The sequence below is a fragment of the Frondihabitans sp. PAMC 28766 genome (assembly GCF_001577365.1).
Lineage (GTDB): Bacteria > Actinomycetota > Actinomycetes > Actinomycetales > Microbacteriaceae > Frondihabitans.
The window spans coordinates 3594345-3608821 of the sequence record NZ_CP014513.1; the positions used below are offsets into that span (position 1 = coordinate 3594345).

Consider the following 14477-nt stretch of genomic DNA (forward strand, 5'->3'; position numbering starts at 1 on the left):
GGGAACGCGGATCCTCATGGCTGCGGGCGGAGTGCGACCCCGGCGGGGCAGGGATCTCAAGGGGCGGTGTTTGACGTTTGCTGACCGGGAAGAGATCGCGGTCTTGCGGGCGCAGGGGAAGTCGTTGCGTGAGATCGCGGCCGTGATCGGGAGGTCGACGTCGACGGTGTCGCGGGAGTTATCTTGGAACACCCCTCAAGGGTCGCCTTATCGTTTAACGACCGCTCACGTGTTGGCGTATCGGAGGGCGTCGAGGCCGAAGCCGGCGAAGCTTCACGTGAATCTGCGCCTGCGTGCGAAGGTGGAGGAGGACCTTCGGAAGAGGTACTCACCGGAGCAGATCGCGGGACGGTTGACACGGGAGTTCCCGGACCAGGAGGAGATGCGGGTGTCACCCGAGACCATCTACCAATCCCTCTACGTCCAGTCCCGGGGCGCGTTGACGCAGGAGCTGACCAGGTATTTGCGCACCGGCCGCGGGCTCCGCCACCCCTCGAGGAAGACAGGGCAGCGGAAGAACCGGATCCCGGACATGATCAACATCTCCCAGCGGCCCGCGGACGCCGACGACCGCGCCATCCCCGGCCACTGGGAAGGGGACCTGATCATCGGCAAGGGAAACCAGACCGCGATCGGCACCCTCGTGGAACGGTCGACGAACTACACCATGCTCGTCCATCTGCCCGACGGCTACACGGCTGAGAAGATGCGGGACGCGCTGACGGCGAAGATCAAGACGCTGCCTGCTGCTCTCCGCGGAACGCTGACCTGGGACCAGGGGGTCGAGATGCGGGAATGGAAACAGACCGCCATCGACGCCGACATCAAGATCTTCTTCTGCGACCCCCACTCGCCCTGGCAGCGTGGCATCAACGAGAACACCAACGGCCTCCTCCGGCAGTACTTCCCTAAAGGCAGCGACTTCTCGATCCACTCCGAGCAAGACCTCGACCGGGTCGCCGCCGAACTCAACGACCGACCCCGCAAACGATTAGCCTTCGAGAAACCGATCGAAGCGATCGAGAAGCTCCTGTTGCAATAACCGCCAGAATCCGCCGTTCGGCTTGCGGGCGCCCGGGCGGCGTTGGATCTGGTGATGCGGCCTCATCGTCGACGGTCCGCTATCAAGGCGACCTCGGGACGTTTCTACTCGTGCTTACAGCGTCAGGCGGCTCCGTGTTTCCGTCTGGGCCGTCGCTCATTTTCCAAATCATATGTCGGGAGCGGCCTCGAACTAAGCCTCGCTTTCAGATTTCATTGGCCACGATTGCCGCTGGGTCGCTCTCACGGCGTGCAGTGGTTTGAGAGAAATGGGAGCTGGCAGTGAACACGAAACAAGTGCTGCGGATCTGGGAGAAACTAATCTCGCCGGGCATTCCTATCGCTGTCGTCGGTGTTCTTGGGGTTATCTGCTTCATCAATACAGCGGGGCATCCTGGCGTGGTGGTGTGGCCTATTGTCGGCGCCATAAGCTGCCTCATTTTCGCGGGAGGCGTCGGCACCATACTGATCCTGCGGCGCCTGGCCATAAAGAAGACAGGGCATTGGATTTGAAAGCTGCGCCTCGTGCCTTTCGCCTGCGACAGCCGAGGGCCAAAGAATTAAGTCACCCGGTCTTCGTCGTCGGATTCGTGGCGTTCGTCATCGTCAAGCCTCTCCACTCTGGGGAGGCATTCCTCCGGGGCACTCCCTGATGCCATGGACGAACCGCCCCGTCCCGCAAGCGGTTCCCACTCGGGCGGTTCCCTCGTGCACATCTGCCAAGGCGTGCGGCGAACGTCTGCCTTCGCGCTCACTGAGGATGCCAGGGTCGCCACAGGGCGTCGGCCGACGGGTGGCGTCGTGGTCACCGCGGCGGCGTGGACGCGTGGACGGCTGACATCGACGTTGCTGAAGGGGGTTACCTTGCCTGGGCGGCCGCGCGCTGACCGTCTCGGGTGGCCGCGCCGATAGCCCATCGGCTGGTGGAGAGGAGCCCCAGGGCGAGGGCTGCGACGCCACAGCCGCCGAGGATGGCCCAGGCGACGTGACTGGAGGCGGTGAAGCCGGGGCCGGTGCTGGCGACGAGCGATCCGGTGACCGCGACGCCGATGGAGGAGCCGAACTGACGGGCGCTGGCGGCGATTGCACCGGCGACGCCGACCTGGTCGGAGGGGAGCCCGGAGACGGCGATGTTGGTGATCGTGGGGCTGATCATGCCGACGCCGAGGCCGAAGACCGCGTAGGCGACGATGAGGTACGCGGTGCCGGTGTGCGGTGTGAGAGGGACCAGGAGGAAGCCGCCGGCGGCGAGGAGTGCGCCGCCTACCGTGAGAGGAAGTCGCGGGCCGCGCGCGGCGACGATGCGCCCGGAGAGGTTGGCGGCGACGGCTTGGCCGAGGGCGAGAGGGATGATCATCAACCCGGCACGAAGCGGGGTCAAGCCTCGGACATCCTGAAGGTAGAGCGTGCTGAGAAAGAGAAACCCGCCGAGACTGGCCGACATCAGGACGGAGATGCCATTGGCCCCCGAGAATGGCGGGCTGCGGAAGAACCGGAGGTCGATCAGAGGCTGTGAGCGGCGCGGCTCGACGACGAGCAGGGCGATGAGGGCCATGACGGCGAGGGCGAACAGTCCGATGATCCAGGGGTCACTCCAGCCGCGGCGGGGGCCCTCGATCGTTGCAGCAATGATCGACGCGAAGAGCACGACGATGAGCACCTGCCCGAACGGGTCGAACCGACGTGCCGTGGCGGCCTTGGATTCGGGGACGAACGTTCGGGTGAGCACGAGGGCGATGATCGCGATCGGCACGCTGATCCAGAACACCGACCGCCAGCCGAGTCCGCTGACCAGGAGGCCACCGAGGACGGGGCCGGCCGCGATGGTGATGCCGATGACGGATCCCCAGACGCCGATGGCACGGGCACGCTCGGCGCGGTCGGTGAACACGCTGGCGACGATCGACAGGGCGACCGGGTTCAGCATCGACCCGCCGACGGCCTGCACGCTGACGAATGCGATCAGCCACCCGACGCTGGGTGCCAGACCGCACAGGAGAGAACCGGCGGCGAAGAGCACCAGGCCCAGCTGGAAGATGCGTCGCCGCCCGAACCTGTCGGCCATCGAGCCGGACAGCAGCAGGAGGCACGCCATGACGAGGGAGTAGGCGGACACGGTCCACTGCAGGCTGCTGACCGACGCGTCGAGGTCTCGGCCGATCGAGGGCAGTGCCACGTTGACGATGGTGAGGTTGATTCCGGTCACACCCACACTCATGCAGCAGATGGCCAGGACCAGCCACCGGCGCACAGGACGCGAGGGGCCAGAAGTCTGGGGCCGGGCGGAGGAGTTCGTAGTGGTCATGGCGGATCCTTCATGAGGTTGGTATCGTTCCACCTAGAAACGGGAGGGTGCTCACATAATACGGAGACCCTGCCCACTTAATCAAGGATGCCCGGATGCCTGACCATGCCCCTGCGACGAGAACCGATGCGGTTCGCAACCGCCAAAGCGAACACCGACAAGAAGATCACCGGCACCCCGAAGTCCGACCTCACCCTCTACAACGCGAACTCGAAGCTCGACGCCGACAAAGACGGCATCGCCTGCGAGCTCGACTGACTCCTCCCGCGCTCAGGCTTCCGGCGGCGCGGTCGAGCCGCGCACCACGAAATGGGTGGCGAGCTCGATCCGCGTGACACCACGCGGTCGACCACGCGGAGCCCGCCGGTCTCGGATCAGATCCAGCAGGATCCGTAGTGCCACCGATCCCATCTCGGCCGTCGGCTGCTGCACGGTCGTCATCGGCGGCGTCGCCCACTGCGCCTCGGGCAGGTCGTCGAAGCCGACCACGCTGAGATCCTGCGGGATCCGTAAGCCGAGCGACGCGGCCGCGTCGTAGATGCCGAACGCCATGCTCTCCGAACATGCGAAGAGAGCCGTCGGGCGGTCGGCACCGGCCAACACCGGGAGGACGGCCTCGCCGGCCGCGTCGCGCGACCAGTCTCCGTGCACGATCCTCGACGTCGGCAGGTCGAGCCCCGCATTCGTGAGTGCCGAGCGGAAGCCGTCGACGCGGGCGGCGTTGTACAGGGTGCCAGGCCCCGCGTCGACGATCCCGATGCGGCGATGCCCGAGGCCGACGAGGTGCTCGCCGGCCGAGCGCCCCCTTCCCAGTTCGTCGAGCCCACGCTCGAGACGTCGTCGGGCGGCTTGATCACAGGGTCGACGAGCACCACGGGAATGCCGGCGGCCGCCAGAGCGCCGAGCTGCACCCCGGTCGGCCCGAGGCCGACGATGACGGCCCCCTCCGAGCGACGGCGCATCAGCCGCGTCATCCATTCGTCCGTGTCGCGCGCGATCGTCATGACCACGCCGATTCCGGCGTCGGTCGCCTCGGCCTCGATGCCGCTCAGCGCGCGAGTCGCCCAAGCGTTGTCGACGGCGGTCAGGACGAGGTCTACCAGGGCCGGCATCGAAGTCGTCTCCGAGCGCTGCCGGGCTGAAACACGCGGCTGGTACCCCGTGCGGGCCACGGCGTCGAGCACATGTTGGCGAGTCGCGGCGGAGACATCCGTACCGCCCCGAAGCACCTTCGACACGGTCGGGACGCTTATGCCCGCGAGCCGCGCAACGACCTCCAGAGTCGGTCGGGGACGGGCATGAGGCCACCATATCGAGATCCTGCAATTTGCGCAAAGTAATTTGTCTTGCTTCGCAACAAAGTCTTCTGCATACTTCTGCCAGCGCAGTTCACCGCTCTGAACTTGCGCAAATGCTCTGGGGTCGCACGTAGATCATCCGCGCCAGCTCGGCCTGCGTTGCGGATCCGTTCACGTCGAGGTGGGTCAGGATCCCGAAGTCGACAGGGCTCAGATCGAACTGCGTCAGCGCATCCGTCACGAGGTAGCTCACCTTCCGCGCGGCACGGATGAGGCTCCACGGCAGGACCGCGTCGACATCACCGGACGAGAGCAGCGCTTGCTGAGACATGCTCCCAGCGTAGGTGGCTAGTCTAGAAACAGATAACTGATTCTAGGGAGTACGCATGATTCTCGTGACGGGTGCCACCGATCGGTCGAGAGGTCGTCGACCTCCTGCTCGCGGCGGGAGAGAAGGTGAGAGCCCTGTCTCGGGATCCTGCGCGTGCCGCTCTGCCGACCGGAGTCGAGGTGGTCCAGGGTGCCCCCTCGGACTACGCCGGCCTCGTCGCAGCGCTCGACGGTGTCGAGTCGGTGCTGCTCGTCGTTCCCGGCGATGCGAAGGAGTTGGGACGCGCATTGACGGAGTCGCAGACGCGGAAGGCTGTTCTCGTCTCGTCCATCACGGCTCGGACGCGTCCGGAGTTGGCCTACGCACGGCATCTGCGCGAGAACGAGACGCTCGTTCGCGCCGCCGTGCCCGGTGTGACGATCCTGCACCCCGGGCAGTTCGCGTCAAATGCCCTCTGGTGGCAGTCGATGGTCCAGGCCGGTACGGTCCGTGCGCCGTACGGAGACGTCGCGATACCCGTCATCGACCCGATCGACATCGCCGCCGTCGCCGCCGTCGCCCTGGTTGGCGACGAGCACGTCGGTGCCACCTTCACTCTCACCGGGCCCGAGCGGCTGAGCCCTCGGCAGAAGGTCGAGGTGCTCGCCGAGGCGATCCGGCGCCGGGTCGACTTCGCCGAGGTGACCGACGAGCAGTTCCGCGCGGCGAGCCCGCAGATGGGGCCCGACCTGCACGACTACCTCTCGGCTCTCACGGGCAGCCCGAAGCCCGACGAACTGGAGCTGACGGCCACGGTCGAGCAGGTCACGGGTCGATCGCCGCGGACGTTCGCCGACTGGGTGGCGCGCAATCGTCTCGCCTTCGAGACGCCGGAAATGCAGGCCAGCAGCAAGGAGAACGACCGATGACCGGATACGCGGGGCCCCTCTTCGATGTCCAGGCTCACGCGATCGATCCTCGCGGGCTTGCAACCGCATCCTCGGGAATCAGGGAGGTGCCGGGCCTCTCCGAGGGGACGAAGGAGATCATCGTCTCTGATGTTCTCGCGACGGCGGCCGACGACCTGACGGGTGCGAGAAGAATCGCCGCCCTGGAGGGTGGCACGCGTCAAATCGTGAGCATCACTCTCGATTTTCCCGACCTTCCCCCCGAGCAGCTCGTTGGAATGGCGGACCGGACGAACACCTGGCTCGCGGGACGCGTCGCCGACCACCCCCAGTTGCTCGGAGTCGCGTCGATCGCGCCCCCTCCGGCGCTCGTGCGAGCGGGAACCGCCCCTGACGGCCAGCTCTGGAGCGACAAGGGCGTCGGCGCGATGCGCCGTGCCATCGATGAGCTCGGCCTCGCCGCCGTCATCTTCATGTCGAACTACGGAGGCGTGCTCCTTGGCGATCCGGCCTTCGAGCCCTATTTCGCCGCGGCGGACGAACTGGGAATCCCGGTCGTCATCCACCCGTCGTGGGAGCCCGTCGAGTTTTCGGCTGTTCCACGCAAGAACATCCCGACCTTCTCGGGGTACCTCGACGACCAGCGAACGACACTGCTCGACATCGTCAAAGCAGGTGTGCTCGAGAATCATCCCGATCTCACGATCGTCGCCACACATCTCGGCGGCGGCATCCTCACCAGCCTGGGCCGGTTCGAGCAACTGTCGCTGAGGTTTCCCGACGACCAGTGGTACATCGCGAACGACGGACAGACGAGAAATCTGCCGCATCCGATATCCCATTACCTCGCGAAGATCCACTACGACTGCAACAATGCGACCGCCGTCGACATCGAGCACGCGATCCGCGTCGTCGGAGTCGAGCACCTGCTATCGGGGACGGACTTCCCGTGGGCATCCGACGAGTACACGAGGCAGGTGCTCGGCGAGCTGGACCCCGCGGCTGCACGGGCCATCGCCTTCGACAACGCTGCTGCACTCTTCCGCGGCGAGCGCTGACGACACGACGCGGGTTGACCTCACTCCGGGCTGATGTCGGCGCAGAAGGCCGTACCGATGGCCGTCGCACGGGCGGCCTTGAGCTGCGCGAGCCTGACGACTATACGATTCGGCACCTGAAACCGTTGCTCGCGATGATCGACGCCTTTGACCATCAGGCGGTCGCAGTGATGAAGCGCGTCCGGACCCGGACGTCCTTGCCTCGAGCGGGAAGGGGAATTCGCAGCCGCCCTTCAGGCCCTCATGAACAGCGCACAGCACGCCGGCCCAGGCCCCGTGGCCCGCCAGGTCTCGGCATCCTGAGCGCACGACGAGTTCGTCGTGGTCATCGCCGACGACGGAGTCGGCTTCGACACCTCGCAGGAGACCGCACGACTCGGCGTCCGGAAGTCGATCGTCGAGCGCCTCACGACGACGAGCGGTCAGCGCCGAACGACAGTGAGCTCTGCGCGGACGATGTCCGCACCCGCGCTCAGCGCGCTCAGCTTCTCGAGCGCGAGGTCGCGGACGAACGGCGCCATGCCGCAGTTCGTGCTCGCGACGAGTTTGTCGGCGTCGACGAACTCGAGCGCCTTGCGAAGGGTGTCGGCGACCTCCTCGGGCGTCTCGACAGTGTCGCTTGCCACGTCGATGGCCCCGATCATGACCTTCTTGCCGCGGAGGAGCTCGATGAGGTCCATCGGCACGTGAGAGTGGTGACTCTCCAGCGAGACAGTGTCGATGATCGACTGCTGCAGAAGCGGGAACGACTTCTCGTACTGGCGCCACTCCGGCCCGAGCGTCGACTTCCAGTCGTTGTTCGCTTTGATCCCATAGCCGTAGCAGATGTGCACGACGGTCTCGGCACGCAAGCCTTCCGCCGCTCGTTCGAGAGCCGCCACTCCCCAGTCCTGCACCTCGTCGTGGAAGACGTTGAATGCGGGCTCGTCGAACTGGATGACGTCGACCCCCGCGGCTTCGAGCTCTCGAGCCTCCTGATTGAGGATCGTGGCGAACTCCCACGCCAGCTTCTCTCGGCTCTTGTAGTGGTTGTCGTAGAGGGTGTCGATCATCGTCATCGGGCCCGGCAGAGCCCACTTGATCGGCTGGTCGGTCTGCTGACGCAGGAACTTCGCGTCGTCGACGAACACGGGCTTGTCGCGGCTCACGGGCCCGACGACGGTCGGCACGCTCGCGTCGTAGCGGTCGCGGATCCGGACCGTCTCGCGTCGCTCGAAGTCGACTCCGCCGAGGTGCTCGATGAAGGTCGTGACGAAGTGCTGGCGGGTCTGTTCGCCGTCGCTGACGACGTCGATGCCGCGCCTCTGCTGCTCGTGGACTGCGAGGCGCAGCGCATCCTGCTTGCCCTCGACCAACTCATCCCCCTCCAGCTTCCAGGGAGACCAGAGAGTCCCTGGCTCGGCCAGCCACGACGGCTTCGGCAGGCTGCCGACAATGGAGGTGGGGAGGAGGCTGTTCATGATCGTCGATTCTCCGTCGGTCATCGGACGGGGGTGGGGTAGGTGGCGGCCCAGCGCTGCAGCACCTCGCCGTGCGGCTTCACGAAGTGCTCTTCGGTGAACCTGCCCTGCCTGACCGCGAGCTGGTTGCGCTCCTCGCGGTCGTAGGCGATGCCTGTCCGCGAGAAGTCCTCCTCGGTCAGGCTCGGTCGGTAGATGCTCGCGGCGGCCGAGTTCGCGTTGTAGATCTCCGGTCGATAGATCTTCTGGAAGGTCTCCATCGTGCTGATGGTGCCGATGAGCTGCAGGGTGGAGTAGTCGTTCAGCAGGTCGCCTTTGAAGTAGAACGCGAGCGGCGCCACGCTGCCCGGCGGCATGAAGTACCGGACGGTCAACCCCATGCGCGCGAAGTAGTCGTCGGTCAGCGAGTAGTCGTCCTGTCGATACTCGACACCGAGGATCGGGTGGTGGTTCTCGGTGCGACGGTAGGTCTTGCTCGTCGAGACGCTGATGCAGATGACGGGCGACGTCGGGAAGCGCTCCTGGTACACGCCGGAGTCGAGGAAATGCTGGAACAGCCGGCCGTGCAGAGCGCCGAAGTCGTCGGGGACGGTGAATCCCGTGGCGCCGTCGTTGACCTCCGGCAGACGCACGCTGAAGTCGAAATCGCGCAGGTAGGACGAGAAGTTGTTGCCGACGATCCCCTGGTGACGCGCACCGGTCTGCCGGTCGACGATCCGGATATCGAGGACCTCGAGCAGCGGGAACTCCTGGTCTTCGCCTCCCGCCGTGAACTGCAGCTCGACGGTGACGATCTCGAGTTCGACGGTGTAGCGATCTCCGGTGGGGTTGTCCCAGTGCGCGAGGTCGTTGAATCGACGGTCGATCATCGTCAGGGCGTTGCGGAGGTTCTGCTGGCGGTGCTCGCCTCGAGCCAGGTTGGCGAAGTTCGTCGTGGCGCGCGAGCTCTCGGACGGCGTGTAGTTTTCGTCGAAGCGGGTGGTGGTGATACTGAACGTGAACTCGTTCGCCATGAGCGGCCAATCCGGTGGCTGATGGGCCGCGATGGCCTGGTGGAAGTCGATGTGTCCATCGTGCCCGAGCACAGGGGGCATCGAGTAATTCGCAGCTTCGATGGCGCCCTATAGTCTTTCCCTATGGCCCGGCAGACGAGCGGCATCACGCTGCAGCAACTCCACTACTTCATAGAAGTGGCCGCGGAAGGATCGATCACCGCGGCAGCCGACCTGCTCTTCGTCGCCCAGCCGACCATGTCCTCGGCGATGAAAGATCTCGAGACCCGAGTGGGCCGCTCGCTCCTCCTCCGCTCCGCTCGCGGGGTCACGCTCACCACCGACGGGACGGAGTTCCTGGGGTATGCACGGCAGGTCGTCGAGCAGGCGGCGCTCCTCGAGCAGCGCTACCTCGGTCGGCCGCCGTCGCGACGCCTGCTCGGGGTGTCGGCGCAGCATTACTCGTTCGCAGTCGATGCGTTCGTCCAGATGGTCAAGACGTCCGAGGCGGCCGAATACGAGTTCTCGCTGCGCGAGACCCGCACCTGGGACATCATCGAGGACGTCCGGACGCTGCGCAGCGAGCTGGGCATCCTCTACCGGAACGACTTCAACCGGAACGTCATCGACAAACTGCTCCGAGACTCCGGGCTCGTGTTCCACCCTCTCTTCGTCGCAGAACCGCACATCTTCATCTCGCGCAAGAACCCGCTGGCGTCGCAGGATCGCGCGACCCTGGCCGATCTCGCCGACCTGCCGCGGCTCACGTTCGACCAGGGGACGAACAACTCGTTCTATTTCGCCGAGGAGATCCTCTCGACACTGTCGAGCAAGCGCGAGATCCGTGTGTCCGACCGGGCGACGATCTTCAACCTCATGATCGGGCTCAACGGCTACACCATCTCGACGGGCATCATCAGCGACGACCTCGACCCGGAGATCGTCGCTGTGCCCCTCGACGTCGACGAGCACATCGAGATCGGCTGGATCGGCCACTCCGCCATCCCCCTCACCGATCAGGGGCAGCGCTACCTCGCTGAGGTTCGGGCCGTCGTCGCCGGCTTCGGCGTTGCGCTGCTCGGCTAGGTGCTCGGCCTGGGCGAGCGCGTCGTCGCACGAGGCCGAATTGTGCGCTAACGCCTCCGAAGCGTCACGACGAGATGCAGCAGCGGAAGAGCGGCGGCTGCCACGAGAATCCAGCCGAACACCTCGTCGGTCGGGTGCGCCAGCACTCCCCCGACGAGCAGAGCCGCGAAGACGATTGCTGAACCGAGCCGGTTCACCGAACGTTCGACGGCGCGGAGGCGCCGGTCGACCTCGGGGGTGCGAACGGCGAGTTGCCCACGATCGAGGCGAGTTGCGAGCTCGTCCAGCCTCTGCGGGAGCCGGGCCATCGTGGCACCGTACGAAAGGGCCTGTTGCGGCAGGTCGCGAAGGGCATCCCGGCCGTTGGAGCTCAGCAGAGTGCGCGCAAAGGGTTCGACGGAGTCCCACATGTTGAAGTCGCGATCGAGGGCGCTCGTCACGCCCGAGACGAGCGAGATGGTGCGAATCAAGAGCAGGAAGCTCTCCGGCAGCTGGAAGGGAAGGCCCCGGATCGTCTCTCCGAACTGGCGGCCGAACGCCTCCAGCTCGCGCGGGTCGATGGTTTGTATCTCGGCGATCCCCATCCCTCCGAAACGTTCGAAGAGCGTGGTCATGGCACGTTCGAGTTCGTCCGTGTCGGCCGACGTCAAGAGCACGCCGAGCTCTTCGAGCGAGGCGACCAGAGCTCGGCTGTCTCGTCCGACGGCGGCGAGGATGAACTTCTGCAGGCCCCGCGGAGCGTGTCCGAGATCTCGCCCATCATGCCGAAATCGACGAAAGTCAGGTGCCAGCTCTCGCCCGCGCCCGACGCTGAATCGTTGCTCGTCGGAGTGACGAAGATGTTTCCCGGATGCGGGTCGGCGTGGAAGAACCCGGACACGAAGATCTGCTGGAACGTCACGCGAGCCAACTGTCCGGCGACTGCAGCCGGGTCGATGCCGGCTCGGGCCAGTGCTGCGACGTCCGTTATCTTGATCGCAGTGACGTCGGACAGGGTCAGTGCCCGCAGCGAACTGCGCTCCCAGACGACGACAGGTGCTTCCACCAGCGGGTCGGCGGCGAAATCGCGCGCGAATCGCTCGGCGTTCCCGGCCTCGTGCAGGTAGTTGATCTCTTCCAGGCTCGTGACCGCGAACTCCTCGACGAGCGCGGGTGCGTCCGCCCGTTTCGATACGAGGCGAACGTGCGACAGCCATCCGGCGATTCGGCGCAGCGCAGCGAGGTCGACGGCGACGATCTCGTCGATGCCCGGTCGCTGGACCTTGACGATGACGTCGTCGAAACCGAGATCCGCGGCAAGGGTCGGCGACAGGCGCGCGCGGTGGGCCTGGCCGAGGGATGCCGCTGCGATCGGCGTCGGTTCGAACGAGGTGTACGCCTGGCTCAGCGGCATCCCCAGCTCGGCCTCGGTCTGCGCACGGATCTTGTCGAATGGCTCCGCTGCCACCTCGTCTTGCAGCCCTTCGAGTTCACTCGTGATCTCGGGGGGCAGGATGTCGAGTCGCGCGGACAGGAACTGCCCGACCTTGATCATCAGCCCACCGAGATCGACCGCGAGGGCCCGGAACCGGCGGGCAAGGTGTTGCAGTCTCGCGGTCCTTCCTCGAGCCGAGAATCGGCGGAGGCCGATGCGCGGAAGGACGAGCTCGTACCACCAGGCCTGCGCCAGGAAGATCGCGGCGAATCGCACGATCTTCCGGTAGCGCGACCGCGAGGCTCGACTGGTCTGGGGTGCGGAAGGCGTGCTGCCGGCCTGCGGCATGCTGTCAGCCTTCGGCGAGGATCGCGTAGAGCTTGCGGCGCGCCTCGTCGACGATGGCGACCGCGCGCTCGGACTGCTGAGGTGCCCCGGACTGCGCGATCTGCGTCAGCGCTTGGGCGAGCGCGACGCCCGACTTGGCGAGGATGACGGCGCTCTGGACGCCCTGACGACGCGGCTGCTCCCGTGGCGGCTCCGCGTCGGAAACCTCTGTGGCAGCGCGACGTCCGGCGTCTGTCAGCGTGTAGACCTTTCGTTCGCCGACCTGCTCGGCCACTACGAGTGCTTCGTCGACGAGCAACTGGAGAGTCGGGTAGACCGTGCCGGGACTCGGCGTCCACAACCCGCCGGAGCGGGTCTCGATCGCACGGATGATCTGGTAGCCGTGCATCGGCTCTTCGCCGAGCTCGACCAGAACGGCCGTGCGGATGTCGCCGCCTTCCCGGCCGTCACTGCGCGTGCTCGCCGAGGCGACTGTGCTGAATGCGTTACGCAACCTGTCGGCCGCATTCCGCAGATCGAAGCCGTGGGAAGACGATGGGGGCATGGGAGTGTCCTTTCAGGACGAGTGGCACTCCTCGACGATACTTCCTCCTCTACTTCAGCGCCCCCGCCGACAGTCCCCGCTCGAACAACCGCTGCAGCAGCAGGTACGCGACGACCTCGGGGATCGCGGTGAGCACGGCCGCCGCGAGGATCTTCGTCTGGTCGTTGTTGAACTCGCCGATGAAGAAGTCGGGCACCTGCGTGATCGTCTGGAGGTTCGGATCCTGCAGGAAGACCAGCGGCAGCAGGTAGTCGTTCCACGACCCGATCAGCGTCAGCACGACGAGCGCGGCGGCGATCGGCGAGGTCAGCGGCAGCACGATGTAGCGGAAGGCCTTCCAGGTGTCGGCGCCATCGACGCGGGCAGCGTCGATCAGCTCGTTCGGGATGCCGTCCATGAAGTTGCGGGCGAGCAGCACGGTGAACGGGATCTGCAGGGCAGCGAGCGGCAGGATCACCGAGAGGTACGTCCCGTAGATCCCGATCGCCGTCGCCGTGGCGAACAGCGGTGCCAGCAGCACCACCTCGGGCAGCGTGAGTGCTGCCAGCAGCAGCCAGAAGTAGACCTCTTTCGCGCGGATGTGCAGCTTCGAGAAGGCGAACGCCGCGAGCATCGTGCAGACGTAGACGATCGCGATGACCGAGGCCGAGATGATGACGCTGTTGCGGAAGAACAGCGGCAGCTGCGAGATGCCGAGCACCACGCGGTAGTTGTTCCACCCCGTGCCGGCCAGCGACCCCTGGATCATCGAGATCAGCGGAAAGATGAACGGCAAGACGAGCAGGGTGATGACGATCTGCAGGATGACCTTCGACGGCCACCTCCGGGTCTCAAACATCTTCGACGATTCCTCTCTCGCGCCCACCGAGGCGCAGGATGATGGCGATGGCGACGGCGAGGATCAGCAGCATGACACTCAGCGCCGCGGCGAAGCCCACCGCGTTCAGCGGGACGCCCTCGCGGTAGATGAACGTGCCGAGGAACTCGGTCGAGTAGTTCGGGCCGGCCTGCGAGACCAGCCAGGGGATGTCGAAGGTCTTGAGCGACCCGATGGCCGTCAGGATCGCGATGGCGACGGTCGTGCCACGCAGCCCCGGCCAGACGATGCTGACGATGGTGCGGATGTTGCCGGCCCCGTCGATCCTGGCCGCCTCGAGGATCTCGTTCTCGATCTGACTCATCGCCGCGAAGTAGAGGATGAACGAGATACCGGTGCCGCTCCAGATCGCGATCGACATGATCACCGAGAGCGACGTCGACGACTGGCCGAGCCACGGCTGCTGGAGGAAGCCGAGGCCGATGTGCGACAGCAGCGTGTTGAACTCACCTGTCGGCGAGTAGATCTGCCGGAAGACCGGGGCCATCGTCGCCGGAGCGAGCACGACGGGCAAGAACACGACCACCTTGTAGACGGCGGCGACCTTGACCTTCGAGTGCAGCAGCACGGCGAAGAGCAGGCCGAGGAAGACCTGGAAGACGAACGTGACGACGAAGAAGATGATCGTATGGATCATCGCCTTCCAGAACACCCGGTCGCCGAAGATCATGACGTAGTTCTTGAGGCCGACCGAGATCTTGTCGGGGCTGACGCCGTCCCAGTTGAGGGTCGAGATATAGCCGGTGTAGATGATGCAGTAGTAGATGAGGCCGACTGAGACGACCAGTGCGGGCAGGATCCAGATGAATCCCGAGGTTCGGATGGCGCGGTTCACG

15 protein-coding genes and 1 pseudogene are annotated in these 14477 nt (G+C 65.7%); 6 read left to right on the plus strand and 10 right to left on the minus strand.

The annotated features are described in order from the left end of the window. Positions 1-16 precede the first annotated feature (16 nt). The gene (locus tag AX769_RS17240) at positions 17-1042 is read left to right on the plus strand and encodes an IS30 family transposase (protein WP_157887825.1); all 1026 of its coding nucleotides are present in this window, start codon (positions 17-19) and stop codon (positions 1040-1042) included. Positions 1043-1323: 281 nt separating this feature from the next. Continuing rightward, positions 1324-1554, plus strand: coding sequence for a hypothetical protein (locus AX769_RS24230; RefSeq protein ID WP_157887701.1), 231 nt, complete (start codon positions 1324-1326; stop codon positions 1552-1554). Positions 1555-1900: 346 nt separating this feature from the next. Here the strand turns inward: AX769_RS24230 and AX769_RS17245 are convergent, their stop codons facing one another. Beyond that, entirely contained in the window at positions 1901-3346 is a 1446-nt protein-coding gene (locus AX769_RS17245) for a DHA2 family efflux MFS transporter permease subunit (RefSeq protein ID WP_082763896.1), read from the minus strand. 126 nt (positions 3347-3472) lie between these two features. On the opposite strand from AX769_RS17245, the gene AX769_RS23225 reads away from it, so the two are divergent. Further along, entirely contained in the window at positions 3473-3604 is a 132-nt protein-coding gene (locus AX769_RS23225; protein ID WP_157887702.1) for an excalibur calcium-binding domain-containing protein, read from the plus strand. 12 nt (positions 3605-3616) lie between these two features. On the opposite strand, the gene AX769_RS17250 is transcribed toward AX769_RS23225, so the two are convergent. After that, the gene (locus tag AX769_RS17250) at positions 3617-4324 is read right to left on the minus strand and encodes a substrate-binding domain-containing protein (protein ID WP_157887703.1); all 708 of its coding nucleotides are present in this window, start codon (positions 4322-4324) and stop codon (positions 3617-3619) included. Positions 4325-4735: 411 nt separating this feature from the next. Beyond that, a complete protein-coding gene (locus AX769_RS17255; protein ID WP_066281823.1) occupies positions 4736-4975 on the minus strand; it encodes a hypothetical protein in 240 nt (79 codons plus the stop codon). Between the two features lie 71 nt (positions 4976-5046). On the opposite strand from AX769_RS17255, the gene AX769_RS17260 reads away from it, so the two are divergent. Next, positions 5047-5883 carry an SDR family oxidoreductase gene (locus AX769_RS17260; RefSeq protein ID WP_066281824.1) on the plus strand — a complete coding sequence of 279 codons (837 nt, stop codon included), beginning with the start codon at positions 5047-5049 and terminating at the stop codon, positions 5881-5883. Next, on the plus strand, positions 5880-6920 hold the full coding sequence (locus AX769_RS17265; protein WP_066281826.1) for an amidohydrolase family protein: 1041 nt from the start codon (positions 5880-5882) through the stop codon (positions 6918-6920). The genes AX769_RS17260 and AX769_RS17265 overlap by 4 nt, the downstream gene beginning before the upstream one ends. Before the next feature lie 20 nt (positions 6921-6940). Here AX769_RS17265 and AX769_RS25770 read toward each other — a convergent pair whose 3' ends face one another. From AX769_RS25770 to AX769_RS17275, 3 genes are all read right to left on the minus strand, one after another. Further along, positions 6941-7075, minus strand: coding sequence for a hypothetical protein (locus tag AX769_RS25770; RefSeq protein WP_255359404.1), 135 nt, complete (start codon positions 7073-7075; stop codon positions 6941-6943). Positions 7076-7342: 267 nt separating this feature from the next. Further along, entirely contained in the window at positions 7343-8380 is a 1038-nt protein-coding gene (locus AX769_RS17270; protein ID WP_066283913.1) for a methionine synthase, read from the minus strand. Positions 8381-8400: 20 nt separating this feature from the next. Further along, positions 8401-9393, minus strand: coding sequence for a DUF1852 domain-containing protein (locus AX769_RS17275; RefSeq protein WP_066283910.1), 993 nt, complete (start codon positions 9391-9393; stop codon positions 8401-8403). A 123-nt stretch (positions 9394-9516) separates the two neighbouring features. On the opposite strand from AX769_RS17275, the gene AX769_RS17280 reads away from it, so the two are divergent. Next, positions 9517-10458, plus strand: coding sequence for a LysR family transcriptional regulator (locus AX769_RS17280; protein ID WP_066281827.1), 942 nt, complete (start codon positions 9517-9519; stop codon positions 10456-10458). 47 nt (positions 10459-10505) lie between these two features. On the opposite strand, the pseudogene AX769_RS17285 reads toward AX769_RS17280, so the two are convergent. From AX769_RS17285 to AX769_RS17300, 4 genes and pseudogenes are all read right to left on the minus strand, one after another. Next, positions 10506-12220: pseudogene (locus AX769_RS17285) on the minus strand (ABC1 kinase family protein). 4 nt (positions 12221-12224) lie between these two features. Beyond that, positions 12225-12764, minus strand: coding sequence for a PadR family transcriptional regulator (locus AX769_RS17290; RefSeq protein ID WP_082763899.1), 540 nt, complete (start codon positions 12762-12764; stop codon positions 12225-12227). Positions 12765-12813: 49 nt separating this feature from the next. Then, the gene (locus tag AX769_RS17295) at positions 12814-13602 is read right to left on the minus strand and encodes a carbohydrate ABC transporter permease (protein WP_066281829.1); all 789 of its coding nucleotides are present in this window, start codon (positions 13600-13602) and stop codon (positions 12814-12816) included. Next, the gene (locus AX769_RS17300; RefSeq protein WP_066281830.1) at positions 13595-14476 is read right to left on the minus strand and encodes a carbohydrate ABC transporter permease; all 882 of its coding nucleotides are present in this window, start codon (positions 14474-14476) and stop codon (positions 13595-13597) included. Before AX769_RS17300 ends, AX769_RS17295 begins: the two co-directional genes overlap by 8 nt. Position 14477 lies beyond the last annotated feature (1 nt).

Excerpts from the sequence above, each read along its gene's own strand:
- AX769_RS17240 (WP_157887825.1), top strand. The coding sequence starts at position 17 with ATGGCTGCGGGCGGAGTGCGACCCCGGCGGGGCAGGGATCTCAAGGGG.
- AX769_RS17245 (WP_082763896.1), bottom strand. The coding sequence starts at position 3,346 with ATGACCACTACGAACTCCTCCGCCCGGCCCCAGACTTCTGGCCCCTCG.
- AX769_RS23225 (WP_157887702.1), top strand. The coding sequence starts at position 3,473 with ATGCGGTTCGCAACCGCCAAAGCGAACACCGACAAGAAGATCACCGGC.
- AX769_RS17250 (WP_157887703.1), bottom strand. The coding sequence starts at position 4,324 with ATGGATGACGCGGCTGATGCGCCGTCGCTCGGAGGGGGCCGTCATCGT.
- AX769_RS17255 (WP_066281823.1), bottom strand. The coding sequence starts at position 4,975 with ATGTCTCAGCAAGCGCTGCTCTCGTCCGGTGATGTCGACGCGGTCCTG.
- AX769_RS17265 (WP_066281826.1), top strand. The coding sequence starts at position 5,880 with ATGACCGGATACGCGGGGCCCCTCTTCGATGTCCAGGCTCACGCGATC.
- AX769_RS25770 (WP_255359404.1), bottom strand. The coding sequence starts at position 7,075 with ATGGTCAAAGGCGTCGATCATCGCGAGCAACGGTTTCAGGTGCCGAAT.
- AX769_RS17270 (WP_066283913.1), bottom strand. The coding sequence starts at position 8,380 with ATGAACAGCCTCCTCCCCACCTCCATTGTCGGCAGCCTGCCGAAGCCG.
- AX769_RS17275 (WP_066283910.1), bottom strand. The coding sequence starts at position 9,393 with ATGGCGAACGAGTTCACGTTCAGTATCACCACCACCCGCTTCGACGAA.
- AX769_RS17280 (WP_066281827.1), top strand. The coding sequence starts at position 9,517 with ATGGCCCGGCAGACGAGCGGCATCACGCTGCAGCAACTCCACTACTTC.
- AX769_RS17290 (WP_082763899.1), bottom strand. The coding sequence starts at position 12,764 with ATGCCCCCATCGTCTTCCCACGGCTTCGATCTGCGGAATGCGGCCGAC.
- AX769_RS17295 (WP_066281829.1), bottom strand. The coding sequence starts at position 13,602 with ATGTTTGAGACCCGGAGGTGGCCGTCGAAGGTCATCCTGCAGATCGTC.